The sequence below is a fragment of the Herbaspirillum sp. RV1423 genome (assembly GCF_000577615.1).
Taxonomy (GTDB): domain Bacteria; phylum Pseudomonadota; class Gammaproteobacteria; order Burkholderiales; family Burkholderiaceae_D; genus Herbaspirillum.
Genome location: NZ_CBXX010000023.1, coordinates 1 through 18,781 on the forward strand (window position 1 = coordinate 1; position 18,781 = coordinate 18,781).

At 60.1% G+C, this 18,781-nt stretch carries 20 protein-coding genes; 7 read left to right on the forward strand and 13 right to left on the reverse strand.

Annotation, left to right across the window (positions count from 1 at the left end):
- From RV1423_RS18565 to araD1, 11 genes are all read right to left on the reverse strand, one after another.
- Positions 1–535, reverse strand: a 535-nt coding sequence (locus tag RV1423_RS18565) for an acyloxyacyl hydrolase (RefSeq protein ID WP_034299824.1), incomplete at its 3' end; no start/stop codon positions are given.
- 267 nt (positions 536–802) lie between these two features.
- Positions 803–1,696, reverse strand: coding sequence for an SMP-30/gluconolactonase/LRE family protein (locus RV1423_RS18570; RefSeq protein WP_034299826.1), 894 nt, complete (start codon positions 1,694–1,696; stop codon positions 803–805).
- A 215-nt stretch (positions 1,697–1,911) separates the two neighbouring features.
- Positions 1,912–2,667 carry an SDR family oxidoreductase gene (locus RV1423_RS18575; RefSeq protein ID WP_034299828.1) on the reverse strand — a complete coding sequence of 252 codons (756 nt, stop codon included), beginning with the start codon at positions 2,665–2,667 and terminating at the stop codon, positions 1,912–1,914.
- A 13-nt stretch (positions 2,668–2,680) separates the two neighbouring features.
- Positions 2,681–3,853: a fumarylacetoacetate hydrolase family protein gene (locus RV1423_RS18580; RefSeq protein WP_034299830.1), complete on the reverse strand. Its 1,173-nt coding sequence runs from the start codon at positions 3,851–3,853 to the stop codon at positions 2,681–2,683.
- Positions 3,854–3,996: 143 nt separating this feature from the next.
- Entirely contained in the window at positions 3,997–5,532 is a 1,536-nt protein-coding gene (locus RV1423_RS18585; protein ID WP_034299833.1) for a UxaA family hydrolase, read from the reverse strand.
- A 74-nt stretch (positions 5,533–5,606) separates the two neighbouring features.
- Positions 5,607–6,413: a transporter substrate-binding domain-containing protein gene (locus RV1423_RS18590; RefSeq protein ID WP_034299834.1), complete on the reverse strand. Its 807-nt coding sequence runs from the start codon at positions 6,411–6,413 to the stop codon at positions 5,607–5,609.
- 65 nt (positions 6,414–6,478) lie between these two features.
- On the reverse strand, positions 6,479–7,213 hold the full coding sequence (locus tag RV1423_RS18595) for an amino acid ABC transporter ATP-binding protein (protein ID WP_034299839.1): 735 nt from the start codon (positions 7,211–7,213) through the stop codon (positions 6,479–6,481).
- Positions 7,197–7,847 carry an amino acid ABC transporter permease gene (locus tag RV1423_RS18600; RefSeq protein ID WP_034299841.1) on the reverse strand — a complete coding sequence of 217 codons (651 nt, stop codon included), beginning with the start codon at positions 7,845–7,847 and terminating at the stop codon, positions 7,197–7,199. The genes RV1423_RS18595 and RV1423_RS18600 overlap by 17 nt, the downstream gene beginning before the upstream one ends.
- A gap of 9 nt (positions 7,848–7,856) precedes the next feature.
- Positions 7,857–8,540, reverse strand: coding sequence for an amino acid ABC transporter permease (locus RV1423_RS18605; protein WP_034299843.1), 684 nt, complete (start codon positions 8,538–8,540; stop codon positions 7,857–7,859).
- Between the two features lie 84 nt (positions 8,541–8,624).
- A complete protein-coding gene (locus tag RV1423_RS30845; protein WP_255344225.1) occupies positions 8,625–8,756 on the reverse strand; it encodes a hypothetical protein in 132 nt (43 codons plus the stop codon).
- 181 nt (positions 8,757–8,937) lie between these two features.
- Entirely contained in the window at positions 8,938–9,933 is a 996-nt protein-coding gene (gene araD1, locus RV1423_RS18610) for an AraD1 family protein (RefSeq protein ID WP_034299845.1), read from the reverse strand.
- 471 nt (positions 9,934–10,404) lie between these two features.
- Between araD1 and RV1423_RS18615 the strand changes: the two genes are divergently transcribed.
- Together RV1423_RS18615 and RV1423_RS18620 are read left to right on the forward strand one after the other, a co-directional pair.
- Positions 10,405–11,400, forward strand: a complete 996-nt coding sequence (locus tag RV1423_RS18615) for a LysR family transcriptional regulator (protein ID WP_034299848.1) — start codon at positions 10,405–10,407, stop codon at positions 11,398–11,400.
- A gap of 47 nt (positions 11,401–11,447) precedes the next feature.
- Positions 11,448–12,263 carry a DUF3047 domain-containing protein gene (locus RV1423_RS18620; RefSeq protein ID WP_197034961.1) on the forward strand — a complete coding sequence of 272 codons (816 nt, stop codon included), beginning with the start codon at positions 11,448–11,450 and terminating at the stop codon, positions 12,261–12,263.
- Positions 12,264–12,284: 21 nt separating this feature from the next.
- Here the strand turns inward: RV1423_RS18620 and RV1423_RS18625 are convergent, their stop codons facing one another.
- Complete coding sequence (locus RV1423_RS18625) at positions 12,285–12,638, reverse strand: DUF1304 domain-containing protein (protein ID WP_034299851.1); 354 nt, start codon at positions 12,636–12,638, stop codon at positions 12,285–12,287.
- 257 nt (positions 12,639–12,895) lie between these two features.
- Between RV1423_RS18625 and RV1423_RS18630 the strand changes: the two genes are divergently transcribed.
- Complete coding sequence (locus tag RV1423_RS18630) at positions 12,896–13,360, forward strand: hypothetical protein (RefSeq protein ID WP_034299853.1); 465 nt, start codon at positions 12,896–12,898, stop codon at positions 13,358–13,360.
- A 105-nt stretch (positions 13,361–13,465) separates the two neighbouring features.
- Here RV1423_RS18630 and RV1423_RS18635 read toward each other — a convergent pair whose 3' ends face one another.
- Positions 13,466–14,659 (reverse strand): M20 aminoacylase family protein, encoded by a 1,194-nt coding sequence (locus tag RV1423_RS18635; protein WP_034299855.1) that lies wholly within the window; start codon positions 14,657–14,659, stop codon positions 13,466–13,468.
- A 180-nt stretch (positions 14,660–14,839) separates the two neighbouring features.
- On the opposite strand from RV1423_RS18635, the gene RV1423_RS18640 reads away from it, so the two are divergent.
- Genes RV1423_RS18640 through RV1423_RS18655 form a run of 4 tightly spaced genes read left to right on the forward strand, consistent with a single transcriptional unit; the run spans position 14,840 to position 18,764 of the window.
- Complete coding sequence (locus tag RV1423_RS18640) at positions 14,840–15,817, forward strand: ABC transporter permease (RefSeq protein ID WP_034299857.1); 978 nt, start codon at positions 14,840–14,842, stop codon at positions 15,815–15,817.
- A gap of 1 nt (position 15,818) precedes the next feature.
- Positions 15,819–16,730, forward strand: coding sequence for an ABC transporter permease (locus RV1423_RS18645; RefSeq protein ID WP_051516773.1), 912 nt, complete (start codon positions 15,819–15,821; stop codon positions 16,728–16,730).
- 7 nt (positions 16,731–16,737) lie between these two features.
- Positions 16,738–17,727, forward strand: a complete 990-nt coding sequence (locus RV1423_RS18650; RefSeq protein WP_034299859.1) for an ABC transporter ATP-binding protein — start codon at positions 16,738–16,740, stop codon at positions 17,725–17,727.
- 11 nt (positions 17,728–17,738) lie between these two features.
- A complete protein-coding gene (locus tag RV1423_RS18655) occupies positions 17,739–18,764 on the forward strand; it encodes an ABC transporter ATP-binding protein (RefSeq protein ID WP_051516779.1) in 1,026 nt (341 codons plus the stop codon).
- Positions 18,765–18,781 lie beyond the last annotated feature (17 nt).

Sequence of the window (18,781 nt, forward strand, 5' to 3'; positions counted from 1 at the left end):
CCGCTTTTACCACCGCAAAGTTCACCCCTCCGTTCGGCTGCTTGATGCCACCATTCGAAAAATGCTGCAGCTTCACTCCCAGGTCCAGTCCGTTCGAAAACACATAACCAGCTCCTATGTGATCGCCAAATTGGAACGCTGTCGACAACTTCTTGGTGTCGTTGTTGTACAGTGAGGAGAACAGATGAACGCCGATGCCGGCTTCGCCGTAAAATCCCTTCTTATCATCGCGTTGGAAACGGAAGACCGGAGTAAAACCGATGTCGGTGAAGTTCTTGCTTTGATCAGTATTGTTGTAACGCTTCTCGTGCCATTCAGCGACTGTCAGATCCCAGTAGCCACCGATATGCGTGCCGTTGGATTGCCACCAAGCGGTGTTTTTCCAATCCCATTGTGCGCCGAGACGCAGCATCTGGACTTTGGAGCCGGCGCCGAATTCCACAGAGGTGGAATCGACAGCGTAGCTGGACGATTGCAGAGCGATCAGCGCAATACTGGCAACGGTGAGTTTAAGAGCAATTTTTTTCATCGACATGAGATTTTCGCTATGGTGAAAGTATGAAATATTGGAAGAAAAAATCTTGTAAGAACGGGACAAGCGCCTTTTATTACACGAAAACTATTTTCTCATAACCACTAGAAAAGAAAGCAATAGTTATCAAGAAGCTGGAACGTGATTGTCGCTGAAATTGCACAGCTTTGCAGGAAACGCTGACTTAATGCTCGTGAACATTGCTAGTAAGGCAATTAAACGGCAAAACAAAATCAAAAATAGACAACGAAGAGCGCGCTCTTGCTTGATTCAACTGCGATAGGCATATTCAAGCTGCCCCGCAACATCGACACGAACCGATAGTACGCATCCCGACAATGGACAGTGCTCGATCTCGGCAGGCGATCGCCCATTCCGTCCAGTGGTGATATAGAGCGTCTTCAAATCGGCGCCGCCGAAAGCGAGCATGGTCGGGCAACGCACCGGCAGCTTGATTTCCTGAAGTATGCCTCCCGTCGCAGACAGGCGCAAAACACGCCCGCCTTCGAACATGGCGCACCAGTAGGCATTCTCACTATCGACTGCAGCGCCGTCGGGACGGCCGCCATAGTCAGGCGCAGTCTTATCCGCATTGAATTGTTTGAACAAGCGCATGTTGCTGGTCTTGCCGACGGCGAGATCGAAGTCGTATGCGTTGATGCGATGGGCGGGCGTATTGGCGTGGTACATGGTGCGTTGGTCGACGCTGAAAGCGACGCCGTTAGAGGTCGTCACCGGATGGCCGGCATCGCGCAGTTCGCCGCGATCAAAGCAGAACAGGCTGCCGAGTTCACGATCACGGGGTTCGTAGATCGTACCGGCCCAGAATCGGCCCATGGCGTCGCACCGGCCATCGTTGAAGCGCAGCTTGCCGGTGTCGTAAGGAGCATCGAGCAAGGGCGTCATTTCGCCGGTATCGGTATTGAGACGGACGAGCCCGCCGCGCAATGCCACCAGCAGGCCGCCATCGGCGTGAATCGCGATGCAACCAGGCTCGCCGGGCATGGGCCAACTGCGATGTTCCTTGCTTGCTTCGTGCAGGCGATGCACTGCCATGTCGGGAATATCGATCCAGTAGAGCGCGCTTTCTGCCGCATGCCATAGTGGACATTCGCCAAGTTGCATGGGCGTCTCGAAAGCGACTTGAATTTCAGGAGCAGACATGGGCTGTTTTCCGGCAGTTTCCAATAGGCAGAGGCAATATTATGCCCACTTTGATTGCCCGGACGAGGTCGACAAGATCAAAAAATAAAAATACCAATTCGCACACCGTGAGTGATACGTGCAAAACGCTGCGGCCCGGGCGATCGGACGATCGACAGGGCCGCTGGTAAATCAGCATCGCGATGTAGCAAACTACATTGGAAGAAGACACGAGATCAGTTGGACCAACCGCCGTCAATCATATGAATTGCGCCGGTGGTGAATGCCGACTCGTCCGACGCCAGGTACAACGCAAGCGCGGCGACTTCTTCCGCCTTGCCGATGCGGCCCATTGGCTGGCGAGCCACGAAGGCCTGACGCACCTCGGCCTCGCTCTTGCCGGTCTCTTTGGCTTGCGTCGTGATGCGCTGATTCAGCGACGGCGACTCGATGGTGCCGGGACAGATGGCGTTGCAGCGCACGCCTTGCGCGACGAAGTCGGCGGCGACCGATTTGGTCAGGCCGACCACAGCGGCCTTGCTGGCGCCATAGGCGAAACGATTTGCCACGCCCTTGACGCTGGATGCTGCCGAGGCGATGTTGACAATGGAACCGGACTTCTTGGCCAGCATACCTGGCAACACCGCGCGAATTGTGTGGAACATCGCACGCGCATTGAGGTTGAAGGAGAAGTCCCAGGCCTTGTCGTCGCACTCGAGGATATTCCCGGAGTGGACGTAGCCGGCGCAATTGAACAGCACGTCGACAGTGCCGATGCTGTCGACCAGTTTCTTGATCGCTGCGGAGTCGGTCACGTCGAGGATATGCGCCTCCGCATTCTGCAGCGTGGACAGGTGTTCCTGGCTGATGTCGGTGGCGATGACGCGCGCGCCTTCGCGGGCGAACAGTTCGACCGACGCGCGGCCGATGCCTTGCGCGGCGGCAGTGATCAGTACGGTTTTGCCGACCAGGCGTCCAGGGGATTGCGACATGAGTTTTCCTTTGTTAAATGAGTTTCCGTTGTGCCAGATTCTTGATCAGCGCTGTCAGTCCGAACGTCCAAGGCGCGACCTTGTCGGTAAAGTTCACCTTGTTCACCAAAGCACCGAGCTTGGGCGTAGCGATCGTCACGACATCGGCGACCTGATGGGTGAAGCCTTGTCCCGGCCCGAAACGATCCTGAGTCGGCGCGAACATGGTACCGAGGAAGAGCACCAGGCCGTCCGGATACTGATGGTTCGGACCGATGGCATGCTGCGCAAGATCCAGCGGATCACGGCTGATCATCGACATCGAGCTGCTGCCTTTGAGCGTAAAGCCTTCGGTGCCGTCGACCTGCATTGTAAGTTCGGCGCGCCGCACATCGTCAATTGAAAAGTTTGCATCGAACAGACGGATGAATGGTCCGACTGCGCAGGAAGCGTTGTTGTCCTTGGCCTTGCCCAGCAATAACGCGCTACGGCCTTCAAAGTCGCGCAGGTTGACATCGTTGCCCAACGTGGCGCCGACTACCTTGCCGCGGCTGTTGATCGCCAGTACGATCTCCGGCTCCGGGTTGTTCCATACCGATTTGGGATGGATACCGACCTCGTCGCCGAGGCCGACGGAGGACAGCGGCTGCGCTTTGGTGAAGATTTCCGCATCGGGGCCGATACCGACTTCCAGGTATTGCGACCAGACGCCTTGCGCGAGCAGCACTTCCTTGAGCCTGGCGGCTTCGTCGGAACCCGGCACCACGCTCGACAGGTTGTCGCCGATGACGGCGGTGATCGCCTTGCGCACCGCTTCGGCCTTGCCGGCGTCGCCGCGCGCCTGCTCTTCGATCACGCGTTCCAGCATGCTGGCGACGAAGGTCACGCCGCTGGCTTTGACCGCCTGCAAATCGATCGGTGCCAGTAGCCAGGGACGCGAAGTGTCGCGTTTGGCGGCGTCGGCATTGGCCAGCAAGTCTTCCAGCGAAACCAGGCGCGGCGCCTTGGCTTGCGCGACGGCGGCAGCGGGATTGTCCAGCTCCAGCAACTGGCTCGATGTCGCTGCGACAGGGCTCAGGTCGTATACGCCGTCGGCCTGCACTTTGACCAGTACCGGACCGACGCCGGGTTGCCATATGCGTCCGACCAATGTCGCTTGTTGATGATCTTCAGGCAGGTGGGCCTGAACTGTGAATGCTTGTGCCATACCTTGCTCCAGATGAAATGTCGTGCAATGAACGGGATACTGAGAAATGCTTCCGGAACAGATTCTTGAAGCACATCGCAGCACCTCGAAGGAAAAACTGCCGCCGGAAAACGATCACCGGCGGCAGCAAGGAGAAACAACCTTCAGGTGTACACGCCGATATGCCACGGCACGAATTCGTCCTGGCCGTAGCCATGCAATTCGCTCTTGGTCTTCTTGCCGGAAGCCGTATCGAGGATCATCTGGAAGAACTGGGCGCCGATATCCTGCGGCGTGGCCATGCCGTCGGCGATCTCGCCGCAGTTGATATCCATGTCTTCTTCCTGACGCTGCCACAGCGCCGTGTTGGTCGCCAGCTTGAGCGACGGCGACGGCGCGCAGCCGTAGGCGGAGCCGCGACCGGTGGTGAAGCAGATCATGTTGGCGCCGCCGGCGACCTGCCCGGTGGCGGAGATGGGATCGTAGCCGGGCGTGTCCATGAAGACGAAGCCCTTGGCCGTTACCGTCTCTGCGTACTTGTAGACGTCCACCAGGTTGGAGGTGCCGCCCTTGGCGACGGCGCCCAGCGATTTTTCCAGGATGGTCGTCAGACCGCCGGCTTTGTTGCCGGCCGACGGATTGTTGTTCATCTCGGCGCCGTTCTTGGCGCAATACTCTTCCCACCAGGCGATGCGCGCCAGCAGTTTTTCGCCGACTTCCGGCGACACTGCGCGGCGCGTCAACAAGTGCTCTGCACCGTAGATTTCCGGTGTTTCCGACAGGATCGCCGTGCCGCCGTGTCGGACCAGCAGGTCAACCGCCGCGCCCAGAGCGGGATTGGCGGTGATGCCCGAATAGCCGTCCGAGCCGCCGCACTGGAGGCCCAACGTCAGGTGGCTGGCAGGGACGGGCTCGCGCTTGATGTTATTGGCGGCCGGCAGCATCTTCCTGATCTTCTCGATACCTAGTGCGACGGTCTTGGCGGTGCCGCCGGTGCTCTGGATCGTGAAAGTGTGGAAATACTCGTTCTCTTTCAGGTTGTGCGCTTCCAGCAAACCGGAGATCTGGTTGGTTTCACAGCCGAGGCCGACGATCAGCACGGCGGCGAAGTTGGGATGCTTGGCGTAGCCGGCCAGCGTGCGGCGCAGCATCGCCAGCGGTTCGCCTTCCGAATCGACCGCGCAACCGAGGCCGTGGGTTAGTGCGACGACGCCGTCGACATTTGGGAAATCGGCCAGCGCTTCCGGATGGATATCGCGGCGGAAGTAGTCGGCAATGGCGCGCGCGGCAGTCGCCGAGCAGTTCACCGAGGTCAGCACGCCGATGTAATTGCGCGTGGCGACGCGGCCGTCCGGGCGCACGATGCCCATGAACGTGGCCGGCGTTTCGACATAATCGACCGGCTTGAAATCGGCGCCGAAGGAGTGCTCGCGGGAAAACTCCGCCATGGCCAGATTATGCGTGTGCACATGCTGGCCCGGCTCGATGGCCTGGCTGGCGGTGCCGATGATTTGTCCATAGCGCTTGATCGGCTGGCCGACGGCGATGGCGCGCGTGGCCATCTTGTGGCCGGCGGGGATCAGTGCGCCGACCCGCAGGCCGTTCTCTTCTTCGAGAATGGTGCCGGGGATCAGTTGGCGGCGCGCAATGACGACATCATCGACAGGATTCAATCGGATGACGGGAGAAATAGATTTCATGATGATCTCGGTAAAAATGAGAATGTCGCGCAGGCTGGCGCATATCTATGCGCCGGCCGCGGCATGTACGCGAATTACTTCGCTGCGAACTGCGCCAGGTCAGGCATCGGCGTGCCGACCCATTGCTGGTAGATCTTACCCAGGCGGCCGTTCTTGGTGTTGGTGTCGATCCACGCATTCAGCCATTTTTGCAGTTCAGGTTCGTTCTGGCGGATGCCGATAGCGTAGGGGATATCCTTGATGGCGAACTTGGTTTCCAGGTTCTTCGATGGGTTCTGGCGGGCGATCGCAGCCGCCAGCGCATTCGGCGTGCACAGTCCGTCGACCTGGCCGGAGACGACGGCGGCGGTCACGGTTGCATCGTCGTCAAAGCGTACGATGGTTGCCCCCTTGGGCGCCAGCGGGGTCAACAGCGAATCCTGCATGTTGCCGCGCACGACGGCGATGCGCTTGCCGTTCAGATCGGGCAGGCCTTTGATCGCGATGCCTTTCGGCGCCGCCACGACGAATTGCGAAGCGCCGTACGGATGCGTGAACGTCACCACCTTGGCGCGTTCAGGCGTGATGCTGAATGTTGCGATGACCATGTCGGCCTTGCCGGTCATCAGGAAAGGCACGCGGTTGGGACCGGTCACCTGCACGATCTCCAGTTCCACTCCCAAGTCCTTGGCCAGCGCGCGCGCCGTTTCGACGTCCGATCCTTGCGGCTCCAGCTTGGCATTGGTCATGCCGAAAGGCGGCGCGCCGAGGTCGACGGCGATCAGGACTTTCTTGCGCGCCTTGATGTCGGCCAGCGTATCGGCATGGACGACCTGGGCGAAGCAAGCCAGGCCGAGGATGACGGCTGTCGCTTTTTTGGTGAACTTCAATAAGTTTTTCATGTTGTCTCCTGAGGTATGAATTTTTACTGCAAGGTGGTGTTGCCGGTATAGCCAGTGCGGCCGATCTACAGATCGCTGCTGACGAATTTGGCCAGCTCGGCTGTTTTGGGATGGGTGAACAATTCGTCCGGAGGCCCCACTTCCCAGACTTTTCCCTGATGCATGAACACCAGGATATCGGCCAGCTTGCGCGCGAACGCCATTTCATGCGTGACCAGCACCATGGTCATGCCTTGCCTGGACAAGTCCTCCATGACCTTCAACACTTCGCCGGTCAGTTCCGGGTCGAGCGCCGACGTCACTTCGTCGAACAGCATCAATTCCGGCGCCATCGCCAGTGAACGCGCGATCGCCACGCGCTGCTGCTGGCCGCCTGACAGTTGCTCGGGATAGGCGTCCTTCTTGGCTTCCAGGCCGACCAGCGTCAGCACATTGTGCGCGATTTTCTTCGCTTCTGCAGACGACAGCTTCTTGATGGTGGTCAGCGCCAGCGTGATGTTGCGCTCCACCGTCACATGCGGGAACAGATTGTAGCTCTGGAACACGATGCCGACCTGCTTGCGCAGTTCGCGCAGGTTGAGCTTGTCCGGATGGTGGATGTCGTGGCCGCAGACGTTGATGTCGCCCGAGTCGATGCGCTCCAGTCCGTTGAGGCAGCGCAGCAGCGTGCTCTTGCCGGATCCGCTGCGGCCGATGATCGCGACCATCTGGCCTTTCTGCACGTCCAGCGAGACGCCGTTCAACACCTTGTTGGCGCCGAAGCTCTTGTGCAGATTGTTGATGCTAACGATTGCTGACATTCAATTTCCTTTCAAAGTGCTTGCTCAGCGCCGACAGCGGATAGCAAAGACAAAAATAGATCAGGGCCACGCAGCCGAACACCGTGAACGGCTGGAAAGTCGAGTTGTTGATGATCTGGCCGGCGCGCGACAGGTCGACAAAGCCGATTACCGACGCCAGCGAAGTGTTCTTGACGATCTGCACCATGAAGCCGACGGTCGGCGGAATGGCGATCTTGAACGCCTGCGGCAGGATCACCTTCTGCAATTGCTCGAAGCGGTTGAAGCCCAGGCACTCCGACGCTTCCCATTGGGTCTTGGGCACCGCCTCGATGCAGCCGCGCCAGATTTCGCCGAGGAAGGCGGCGCAGTACACCGCAAACGAAATCCCGGCAGCCACCAGCGGCGACAGCTTGAATCCCGCAATCGCCAGCCCGAAGTAGGTGACGAACAGCACCACCAGCAAGGGAATGCCCTGGACGATCTGGATGTACCAACTGGCGATGCTGCGCAACGTGGCCGACTTCGAGACGCGGCCCAGTGCAATCACGAAACCGCCGGCGCCGCCGCAGACGAAAGCGATCAGCGACAGGACGATGGTCCAGACCGCCGCCTGCAACAGGTACTCGACGTGTAAAAAGGTAAATGAGGTCACGCTGTTTCCTTACAGATTGGTGCCGAGTTTGCGCTTGCGCACAAACGACGCTTTCCCGATCAGCCAGAACGCGGCGCGGAACAGGAAGGACAAGGCCAGGTAGGCGACGGCGATCACCACGTAGACTTCAAAGCTGCGGAAGGTTTCCGACTGCACCAGGTTGGCGGTTGCTGTCAGTTCTTCGGCGGAAATCTGCGAAGTGATGCTCGAGGCCAGCATCAGCAGGATGAACTGGCTGGTCAGCGACGGATAGACGCGTTCGACCGCCGGCAGCAGCACCACATGCCAGTAGACATGGAACCTGGACATGCCGAGGCATTCGGCCGCCTCGATCTGTCCCGGATGGATCGAATTGATGCCGGCGCGCATGATCTCCGCCGTGTAGGCGCCGACGTTGACGGTCAGCGCAATCACGGCGGCGGTTTCCGCGGTCAGTCTCAGGCCGATGCTCGCCAGGCCGAAATAGACCAGGAACACCTGCACCAGCAGCGGCGTATTGCGGATGATTTCGACATACGCTTTCACTAGCGCCTGCAGCAGCCAGCTCTTGCTCTTGTAGGCGATGGCGCACAACGTGCCGACCACAAAGCCCAATACAATGGAGAGCGCCGACAACTGTACCGTCAACCAGGCGCCGTAGAGCAAACGGGGCCAGTTGACGAACACGCTCATGAAGTCAAAGGTGTAATGCATGAAGTCTCCAGGTCTGCGACTGATTCTTTGATGCCGGCGCGTTTTCAGACAAGGGCGCCGGCCGCTACTGTGGCGAGCGTAGGATCAGACCGCGAGGCCGACTGCAAGAACGCGGCGATCGCGTTCGCACGGTCCGCAACCGACAGGGGACGAATGGATGGCGCGACGCGCGCAGGCGCCGTCATGCTGCACGCCGGGGGTGAAGTTTTTTTGCATTGCTGGGTCTCCTTGCTGAGGCCTGGCACCGGACCGGGAATGTCCGCTACACAAAGCCGTTCGTTATTGACACGCTCTCCGGATCGGATGTCCGGTCCGGGGGAGCGTATCGGCAATCGCCTCTTCGTGGGCGCTTTTCTGTTCGTTAAAACAAAATTCCTGAAACTTGCTGGCCGAAAAATCAAAGTACTTTGATGCCGTCGATGGCAATGCGCGACTGTTCGCGTGCAATGCCGTTGATCAGCGGCTCGCCGAAATCGGGCAGGCTGATTTCGAAACTGTCGCCGAGCTGGGTGCGCACGCCGTCGGCGAACGACAAGGTCGCGGTGCCGAAGAAATGTACATGGATGTCGCCCGGACGCAGGAACTGGTTGTACTTGAAGTGGTGGTATTCCAGGTTCTCGATCGCATGGCACATATTGTCCTGGCCGGACAGGAATTCCTTCTCCCAGATCACGCGGCCATCGCGGCGGATGCGGCTCATGCCGACCAGATTGGCGGGCAGGTCGCCGACCAGGAGTTCCGGGCCGAACGAACAGTAGCGCAGCTTGGAGTGCGCCAGATACAGGTAATTCTTGCGCTCGACCACGTGGTCGGAAAATTCGTTGCCGATGGCGAAGCCGAGACGATGTGGCCGGCCGTCATCGCCGATGAGGTACAGGCCGGTCAGCTCGGGTTCTTCGCCGGCATCCTCGGCGAACTCCGGCACCGGAAAGGCGGCGCCGGGATTGACCACGATGGCGCCGTCGCCCTTGTAGAACCATTCCGGCTGGGCGCCGATCTTGCCGCGGCCCGGACGTCCGCCCTCCAGCCCCCATTTGAAGATGCGCATGGTGTCGGTCATGGCGCTTTCGTCGTCGTCCAGCTTCTGGTGCATTTTGTCGCGCGTGGCGGCGCTGCCCAGATGGGTCAGACCGGTGCCCGACACCAGGCAGTGCGCCGGATCTTCATGATCCAATGGAGCCAGGACGCGATTTTCACTGAGGATGGCGGCGTAGTCTTCCTGCACATTGCTATTGAGCAGTTGCGCCTGGCGTTCCAGCGAATTGCCCGTGGCAATTGCCAGCAGCGCCAGCTCGCGCATGGTCTTGACCTGGGAAACCACGTTGATGGCCTTGCCATTGACGATGCCGACTTTGCGGCCGCCCTGGCGGTCTTCGAATTGAATCAGTCTCACGCTGTCTCCGATGGATGGCGAGAAATTTGCGGACGCAGCCGAACGCGCATCCGATGCTGTGGCGCAGCAAAGGCGCCCTGCACGCCGAATTCATCCGAGTCAGATCAATTCCGCAAATATCTCCATAATTAATTATTCGCATCCTAGGGCCTGTTAATAATCAATTTGCGAGATGCGTTCGCCCCAGAAGGCGTGCTGGCAAGGCGCGTAGCGTGGCAGGTGGCGGGCCCACCTGCCACGCCATGCAACGCCGCCAGCGCGCCTTCTGGGGCGAACCCTTCGGGAACGGCTGCAGGCGTCGCCTGCCGTTGTTGCCGCTCCTTGCCGTAGTACCGCTACGTCGCGTCGCTGCGCCTAGGCAATCAACGCCTGCCGCGCGTTCGCACTCGCAAATTGATTATTAACAGGCCCTCGTATGGATGCGTTAGCATTGTGTTTTTGCCGGACAAAATATAAGAGGCTTCTCCAACGATGTCTAATGACCTTAATTCATCGGGTGATAACCAACTGCAAGGATTGCAGGATACATTGCAAGAAACGTCTTCCGTATTGCCTTCGGTAGGCGCCATCGTCAGCCGCCTGCGCTTCAGGCAGGTGGCGCTCCTGACGGCGCTGGACGAGCAGGGCTCGCTGCACAAGGCGGCGGAAGTCATGCACATGACGCAGCCGGCGGCCACCAAGGCCTTGCACGAAATGGAATCGGCGCTGGGCGTGACCTTGTTCGACCGTTCGCCGCGCGGCATCGAAGCCACCGAGCTGGGACGCTGCGTGATCCGCTATGCACGGCTGATCCAGAGCGACATCAGCAACTTGCGCGACGAATTGCAAGGCATGCTGACCGGGCAGGGCGGCCGTCTGTCCATTGGCACCATCATGGGCGCCGCGCCGCTGGTCACGCGCGCGCTGACGCGCCTGCGCGAAGTGCAGCCGGAAGTCTCGATCGAAATCACCGAAGACACCAGCGCGCGCCAGTTGCTGCTGCTCGACCAGGGCCGCATCGACCTGATGGTGGGACGCTCCTCGGTCAGTTCGCAGCCGCAACTCTATAACTACGAAATGCTGCGCGGAGAGCCGATGTGCATCGTCACCGGCCTCGACCATCCGCTGGCGACGGTGCAGAAGGTACGGCTGCAGGAATTGCTGACATCGTCGTGGATCGTCTATTCCAGCAATATGCCCATGCGCATCTGGATAGAACATGAATTCAAGCTGGAAGGCCTGAAGCTGCCGCGCAACGTCATCGAGACCGCTTCGCCTTTCGTCACCGTCACCTTGCTGGCGCAGTCCGACATGGTCGCGGTGATGCCGCTGGACATCGCCCATTTTTTCGCCGCCAAGCAGATGCTGTGCATCCTGCCTGTGCATCTGAAGACCCGCATCGAGCACTATGGTATCGTGACGCGCAAAAATGCCACGCTGTCTTCGATCGGGAAAATGTTCATCAATATCCTGCGCCAGCAAAACTGACCAGCCGCCTCCGCACCTGCCCGCAGCATCCTTTTGCAAAGAAATCCATGAAGTCTGTCGTCAAATCCTCGGTACCTTCCACGCTGCGCCTGGCCGTCATGACAAGTATCGTCGCCCTCCTGGCCGCCTGCGCCAATATGCGGGACACCCAAAAAGCGCATGATCCGGCGGCCAAGCAAATCCGCCTGGATCAGGCGCTGGCGCTGTTTTCCGCCAATCCCCCCGAAGGGTTGCCGAACGGATGGGAGCCGCTGGTGCTGATGCGCAAGAAAAAAATGACCGAGTACGGCCTGGTCAAGGACGGCGACCGCACGGTATTGCGCGCTTATGCCGACAAGGCGTCGTCGGGACTGCGCCACACCGTCAGCATTGATCCGGCCAAGCAGCCGTGGTTGAGCTGGAGTTGGAAGACTTCCGCGCTGATCAAGACCGCCGACAACCGCTACCGCGACACCGAGGACTCGCCGGTGCGCATTGTCCTGGCTTTCGACGGCGACAAGAGCAAGCTCTCCTTCATGGACACCATCCTGTTCGACACCGCCAAGCTGGTGTCGGGACATGAATTTCCCTACGCGACCCTGATGTACATCTGGGAAAACAAAGCGCCGAAGGGGAGCGTCATCGCCAATACGCGCACCGGCCGTATCCAGATGCTGGTCGCCGAAAGCGGGCCGGCGAATGTCGGCAAATGGGTCGGCTACCAACGCAATATCGTCGACGACTACGTGAAGATTTACGGCGAACAGCCGGGACGCCTGATCGGCGTCGGCGTGTTGACCGATACCGACAACACCGAAGAAAAAGTCGAAGCCTGGTACGGCGATATCCGCCTGCTGCGCCAGCCTGCCGTCGTCACGGAATAATCGCTTGCGCTGACATTGGCATCAGCGGGCGGCGAACAGGGCGATGAGCGCCAGCAGGGCCGGTAAACCTTGTACATAGAGGATCGAGCGTTTGGCGGTCAGGCCGCCATAAATGCCGGCGATCAGCACGCAGGCGACGAAAAACAGCTTGATGGCGCCGTCGTCGCCGACCAGTCCCCACGCCAGGCCGGCCGCCAGAAAACCGTTGTACAGGCCCTGATTTGCCGCGAGCGTTTTCGATGCTTCGGCCGCTTCGCGCGATTGCCGGAAGGTCTTCAGTCCGATCGGCTGCGTCCACAGGAACATCTCCAGCACCAGGATCCAGACGTGCAGTACGGCGATCAGTGCGATCAGAATGTCGGCAACCAGTTTCATGTGTTCTCCTTGTTATCGTTCGATTTATCGTCGGATGGCCGATGAGCGTCGATCATGCCTGAAACGACAATTTCTGGATAGCGGTTGCAGCCATCGTGCAATCACCGTTAAAATGGCGCCGGGCCTGACAGGAAGCCCGCTCTCGCGAAAGCTGATGCGCCTGTAGATTTGTTATGCGGTACTTCCTTTTCGGATACGCCCTGACGTTGAAACCTTGACATGACCGTAGCGAGAACGGTCACGATGAAAGGAACGTTATGTGGTCCACCACCCATCCCCTGTTTAAACAATTCCGAGCCATTTCCGGCGAATCCTGCTGCAACAGCGAGTTCTTGCGTCGCCACGCGCGCCGCCTGGTGCGCGAAGGCCGCTCCGGCCAGCCCAGCAAGGCCTTGCCGGTGCTGCGCCGGATCATCGACGCCGGCGTGATGCCGGAACTCGGCGTTGCCGACCTCTATGCCGTCCGCGACACCTTGCAGCTCAAGCATGTCCTGCATACGCTGGCGCGCGAACTCGGTTTCGCCGGCTGGGAAACTTGCAAGCACGACATCGACAGCCGCGGCATGGAAGTGCTGGACCGCTACCGGCTGGAGCAAGGCCAGTTCGGCGACTTCCGCCAGAACTGGTTTGCCGACCAGGAAACGGCGCGCGCATGGCAGCAGCAGAACGGCGGCTACCTCGTCGCTTATGGCAGGCAGGCGGTGGCGATTCTGGCGGATTGATTAGAACGTATTGCGGTACCTATTGATGCAATGACTTCTAATCGATGCCGCAATGAAAAACGGCGGCACATTTATGCGCCGCCGTGTTGAAGGCGTCCCGTGCGCTTACCGGGGTTTGAGGAAAGCCTCCGCCAGCCGCACCCAATAGGTCGCGCCGAGCGGCAGCAGGTCGTCGTTGAAGTCATAGCTCGGGTTGTGCAGGTTGCATGGCCCCAGGCCGTGGCCGCTGTCGCGGTGGCCGCCTTCACCGTTACCGATGAAAACATAGCAGCCGGGTTTGTGCTGCAGCATGAAGGCGAAATCTTCCGCGCCCATGGTCGGCTCGACTGTGGCGTCGACGTTGTCGGCGCCGACCACGCCTTGCATGACTTCAACGGCAAACGCAGTCTCCTTGGCATGGTTGATCAGCGGCGGGTAGTTGCGCGTGAAGTTGAACTCGACTTCAGCATCGAAGGCGGCAGCGGTGTGCTCGGCAATCTCGCGCATGCGGCGCTCGATCAGGTCCAGCACCGGCGTGCTGAAGGTGCGCACGGTGCCGATCAGGCTGGCATCGTCGGGAATCACGTTGGTGGCGCTGCCGGCGTGGATCTGGGTGATCGACAGCACCGCCGGATCGTTGGGATTGGCGTTGCGCGACACAATGGTCTGCCAGCTCTGCGCGATCTGCACCGCCGTCATGACCGGGTCGATGCTCTTGTGCGGTTGCGCCGCATGCGAGCCCTTGCCCTTGACGATCACTTCGAACTCATTGCTCGACGCCATCATCGGGCCGGGCGTGACGCCGAACTGGCCGGCCTTCATGCCGGGCCAGTTGTGCATGCCGAACACCGCATCCATCGGATATTTCTCGAACAGACCGTCCCGGATCATGCGTTCGGCGCCGCGTCCGCCTTCTTCGGCCGGCTGGAAAATCACATACACTGTGCCGTCGAAATCGCGATACTGCGACAGGTGGTGTGCCGCGCCCAGCAGCATGGCGGTATGGCCGTCGTGGCCGCAGGCGTGCATCTTGCCTGCATGTCTCGATGCGTGCTGGAAGGTATTGAGCTCCGGCATCGGCAACGCGTCCATGTCGGCGCGCAAGCCGATGGCGCGCGGGCTGCTGCCGTTCTTGATGATGCCGACCACGCCCGTGACGCCCAGGCCGCGCACGACCGGAATGCCCCATTCGGTCAGTTTCTGCGCCACCACGTCGGAGGTGCGCTGTTCTTCGTAGCTCAATTCGGGGTGGGCGTGGATGTCGCGCCGGATTTTTTGCAGTTCCGCGTGGAATTTGGTGATCGGATCGATGAGTTTCATGATGAGTGCCTCGTTAAACACCTGCTATATTGCTATTTCGACATTTGTCGTGGAGAGAATGGGGACGGTCTTTTGCCGCCGTGTCGTCTATATTACTCTCAGGTTTCGCGAAATGTAGTTGCTTCTCTTGCACGATTTATGCACCATCTGCACTTTGCCCTTTAATCCAGCCAACCGCCAATGCTCGTTTTTATCATTCGCCGCTGTGTACAGAGCCTCGCCGTGCTGTTGCTGATGTCGCTACTGGTGTTCGTCAGCGTCTACGCCATCGGTAATCCGATTGACATCCTCATCAGCGCCGATGCCGACCAGATCGAGCGCGCGCATGTAATTGCGGCGTTCGGACTGGACCAGCCGCTATGGGTGCAGTATTTTTATTTCATCAAGAACGCGCTGGCCGGCGACATGGGGCGCTCCTTCGTGTATGCGACGCCGGCGCTGGGACTGATCCTGGAACGCCTGCCCGCCACGCTTGAGCTGGCGATCTCGGCCATCCTGATCGCCATCGTGGTGGGCCTGCCGCTCGGCCTGTGGGCGGGATTGCGGCCCAAGGGCCTGGCCGGGAAAACCATCATGACGGTATCGATTTTCGGTTTTTCGCTGCCGACGTTCTGGGTCGGGCTGATGCTGATCATGGTGTTTGCCGTCGAGCTGGGCTGGCTGCCGACCGGCGGACGCGGGCAGACCCGGATGTTGTTGGGCATTCCGTTCGGCTTCCTGACCTGGGACGGACTCAGGCATTTGCTGATGCCGGCGCTCAACCTGGCGTTGTTCAACATCGCGCTCATTATCAGGCTCACGCGATCCGGGACCCAGGAGGCGCTGCTGCAGGACTATGTCAAGTTCGCGCGCGCCAAGGGTTTGCGCAATAGCCGCATCATCGGCGTGCATGTGCTCAAGAACATTCTCATTCCCATCGTCACCGTGGTGGCGCTGCAATTTGGTTCCATTATCGCGTTCTCGATCGTCACCGAATCGATCTTCGCGTGGCCGGGCGTGGGCAAGTTGCTGATCGATTCCATTCGCGTACTCGACCGCCCGGTGATCGTCGCTTTCCTGTCGCTGATCGTGGTGATCTTCATCGCGATCAACCTGTGCGTGGACTTGCTGTATTCGCTGCTGGATCCGCGTGTGCGTCTGTCGGAAGCGAAAGGCTGACATGCTGAAAAAAATCTTCGGCGCCGACACGCCGTTCACGCCGCCGTTTGTCCGGTTTCTGCAAGGGTTCTTCTCCAGTCGCATCGCCACCGTCGGTTTTATCCTGTTGCTGCTGATCCTGCTGGCGGCGATCTTCGCTCCTGTCATTTCGCCGCAAAATCCTTACGACCTGGCGCACCTCGACGTCATGGATTCGCGTCTGGAGCCCGGCAAGACCTCGATGGACGGCAATCTGACTTTCCTGCTCGGCACCGACGACCAAGGCCGCGACATGTTGTCGGCAATCCTCTATGGCTTGCGCATTTCGGTCATGGTCGGCGTCGTCAGCACCGTGATCGCGCTGGCCATCGGCTTGTCGCTGGGATTGCTGGCCGGCTATGCGGGCGGCCGCACCGAAGCGCTGATCATGCGCGTGGCCGATATCCAGCTTGCGTTTCCGCCGATTCTCGTCGCGTTGATCTTGCTGGCCTTGACCGGGCGCGGCATCGACAAGATCATCATCGCGCTGGTCACCGTGCAGTGGGCATATTACGCGCGCACCACGCGCAGCACCGCACTGGTCGAACGCAAAAAAGAATATATCGAAGCCGCCAGCCTGCTCGGCCTGTCGCCGCTACGCATCATGTTCCGCCATCTGCTGCCGAACTGTCTGCCGCCGCTGATCGTGATTGCTGCCTTGCAGGTGGCGTCGGCGATTTCACTGGAGGCGACCCTGTCCTTCCTCGGTCTCGGCTTGCCGGTGACCGAGCCGTCGCTGGGGCTGCTGATTTCCAACGGTTTCCAATACCTGATGTCGGGCAAATACTGGATCAGTTTCTTCCCCGGCGTGGCCTTGCTGGCGACGGTGGTGGCGATCAATCTCGTCGCCGACCAGTTGCGCGACGTGCTCAACCCGCGTTTGCAAGGACAATAAGGAGATAATGAGCATGGCCGCGACCTTGCAAGTGGAGAATCTGCAGACGCATTTCTTTTCGCGCGGCGGCATTGCGCGTGCGGTGGACGACGTGTCGTTCGCGGTCCAGCGCGGGGAGGTCATGGGTCTGGTGGGAGAATCCGGTTCCGGCAAATCCATGACCGGTTATTCCATCATGGGCCTGATCGACGAACCGGGGCAGGTAGTCGGCGGCCGCATCCTGCTCAACGGCAGGGATTTGCGCCTGCTGCCGGCAGAGGAAATGCGGACGATCCGCGGCAATCGCATCGCCATGATCTTCCAGGATCCGATGATGACCTTGAATCCGGTCTTGCGCATCGATACGCAGATGATCGAAGCCGTGCGCGCGCATCAGGATGTCGGCAAGCACGCCGCGCTGGCGATGGCGCGCGATGCGCTGGTGCGCGTCGGCATCGCCGCACCGGACGAGCGGCTGCAAGCCTATCCGCATCAATTCTCGGGCGGCATGCGCCAGCGCGTGGCGATTGCGATCGCCTTGCTCAACAAGCCGGACCTGATCATCTGCGATGAGCCGACCACCGCGCTCGACGTCACGATCCAGGGGCAGATTCTGTTTGAAATGCAAAAGCTGTGCCGCGAGTCAGGCACGGCGCTGATCTGGATCACGCACGATCTTTCCGTCGTCGCCGGTCTTGCGGACACCGTCAGCGTCATGTATGCCGGCCGCATTGTCGAAAGCGGCGACGTCGCGCAAGTACTGATGCAGCCGCGTCATCCCTACACGCACGGCCTGATTGCCTCGGCGCCGTCGCGCAACCCGCCCGGACAGCCCCTGCGGCAAATCCCCGGCAGTACGCCGTCGCTGCTCACGCTGCCGTCCGGCTGTTCCTTCCGCGACCGCTGCGCGCGCGCCACCGGCGAGTGCGTGGAGACGCCGGAAACGCGCATCGTCGACGGCCGCGCCTTGCGTTGTTTTCATCCGATGACGGAAGCGCCTCCCGGAGGCGCAGCATAATGCAGAACGATATGCAGAAAGACAGCCACATGCAGCCATTGCTGGAATTGCGCGACGTTTCCAAACGCTTCATCAAGCCGCTCGACAGCGCCGCCAAGACGGCGAATGTGTTTACCCGGCCGTTCGGCAAGGTCTTGCGCGAGGAAGTCGTGCAGGCCGTCGACGGCGTCAGTCTGTATATCAATGCAGGAGAAGTGGTCGGGCTGGTCGGCGAATCCGGTTGCGGTAAATCCACGTTGGCGCGCATGGCGGTAGGCCTGCACAGCCTGTCCGAAGGCCAACGCTTGTGGCGGGGAGAAGGCCTCGACGCGCTGTCGTCGCAGCAAAGGCGTACGCGGCAACTGGCGATCCAGATGATTTTCCAGGACCCTTACGCTTCGCTCAATCCGCGCCTGCGCGTGGTCGACATCGTCGGCGAGGCGGCGGTCGTGCATGGCATGACGAACAGGCGCGAACAGCAGGATTATGTTGCCGGACTGCTGCAGCGCGTGGGCTTGAGCAGCGACATGCTGCGCCGTTTTCCGCATCAGTTCTCGGGCGGCCAGCGTGCGCGCGTCGGCATAGCGCGTGCGCTGGCGGTGAAGCCGGAGTTCCTAGTGTGCGACGAAGCGGTGGCGGCGCTCGATGTGTCGATCCAGGCGCAGGTCCTGAACCTGTTCATCAAGCTGCGCGATGAACTCGACCTGACGTATCTGTTCATCAGCCATGACCTCGGCGTGGTGCGGCATATCTCGGACCGTGTGCTGATCATGTATCTCGGACGCGTGATCGAGTCGGCGTCCACCGCCACCATTTTCTCGCGTGCGAATCATCCCTACACGCAAGCCCTGCTGGCGTCGGCACCGAAGCTGGAAGTCGGCAAAGCGGTCTACCTTGCCGTCAAGGGGGAAATCCCTTCGCCGCTCAATCCGCCGTCGGGCTGCCATTTCCATCCGCGCTGTCCGCATGCCATGCCGCGCTGTTCGGCGGAAAAGCCGCTGCTCAGGGAAATCGCGCCGGGCCATATGTCGGCCTGTCACCTCAACGACCAGCAATAAGCGCCGCGGACAAAACG

Coding starts and splice junctions, on each gene's coding strand:
- RV1423_RS18570 (WP_034299826.1), bottom strand. CDS start 1,696: ATGTCTGCTCCTGAAATTCAAGTCGCTTTCGAGACGCCCATGCAACTT.
- RV1423_RS18575 (WP_034299828.1), bottom strand. CDS start 2,667: ATGTCGCAATCCCCTGGACGCCTGGTCGGCAAAACCGTACTGATCACT.
- RV1423_RS18580 (WP_034299830.1), bottom strand. CDS start 3,853: ATGGCACAAGCATTCACAGTTCAGGCCCACCTGCCTGAAGATCATCAA.
- RV1423_RS18585 (WP_034299833.1), bottom strand. CDS start 5,532: ATGAAATCTATTTCTCCCGTCATCCGATTGAATCCTGTCGATGATGTC.
- RV1423_RS18590 (WP_034299834.1), bottom strand. CDS start 6,413: ATGAAAAACTTATTGAAGTTCACCAAAAAAGCGACAGCCGTCATCCTC.
- RV1423_RS18595 (WP_034299839.1), bottom strand. CDS start 7,213: ATGTCAGCAATCGTTAGCATCAACAATCTGCACAAGAGCTTCGGCGCC.
- RV1423_RS18605 (WP_034299843.1), bottom strand. CDS start 8,540: ATGCATTACACCTTTGACTTCATGAGCGTGTTCGTCAACTGGCCCCGT.
- RV1423_RS30845 (WP_255344225.1), bottom strand. CDS start 8,756: ATGCAAAAAAACTTCACCCCCGGCGTGCAGCATGACGGCGCCTGCGCG.
- RV1423_RS18615 (WP_034299848.1), top strand. CDS start 10,405: ATGTCTAATGACCTTAATTCATCGGGTGATAACCAACTGCAAGGATTG.
- RV1423_RS18620 (WP_197034961.1), top strand. CDS start 11,448: ATGAAGTCTGTCGTCAAATCCTCGGTACCTTCCACGCTGCGCCTGGCC.
- RV1423_RS18625 (WP_034299851.1), bottom strand. CDS start 12,638: ATGAAACTGGTTGCCGACATTCTGATCGCACTGATCGCCGTACTGCAC.
- RV1423_RS18630 (WP_034299853.1), top strand. CDS start 12,896: ATGTGGTCCACCACCCATCCCCTGTTTAAACAATTCCGAGCCATTTCC.
- RV1423_RS18635 (WP_034299855.1), bottom strand. CDS start 14,659: ATGAAACTCATCGATCCGATCACCAAATTCCACGCGGAACTGCAAAAA.
- RV1423_RS18640 (WP_034299857.1), top strand. CDS start 14,840: ATGCTCGTTTTTATCATTCGCCGCTGTGTACAGAGCCTCGCCGTGCTG.
- RV1423_RS18645 (WP_051516773.1), top strand. CDS start 15,819: ATGCTGAAAAAAATCTTCGGCGCCGACACGCCGTTCACGCCGCCGTTT.
- RV1423_RS18650 (WP_034299859.1), top strand. CDS start 16,738: ATGAGCATGGCCGCGACCTTGCAAGTGGAGAATCTGCAGACGCATTTC.
- RV1423_RS18655 (WP_051516779.1), top strand. CDS start 17,739: ATGCAGAAAGACAGCCACATGCAGCCATTGCTGGAATTGCGCGACGTT.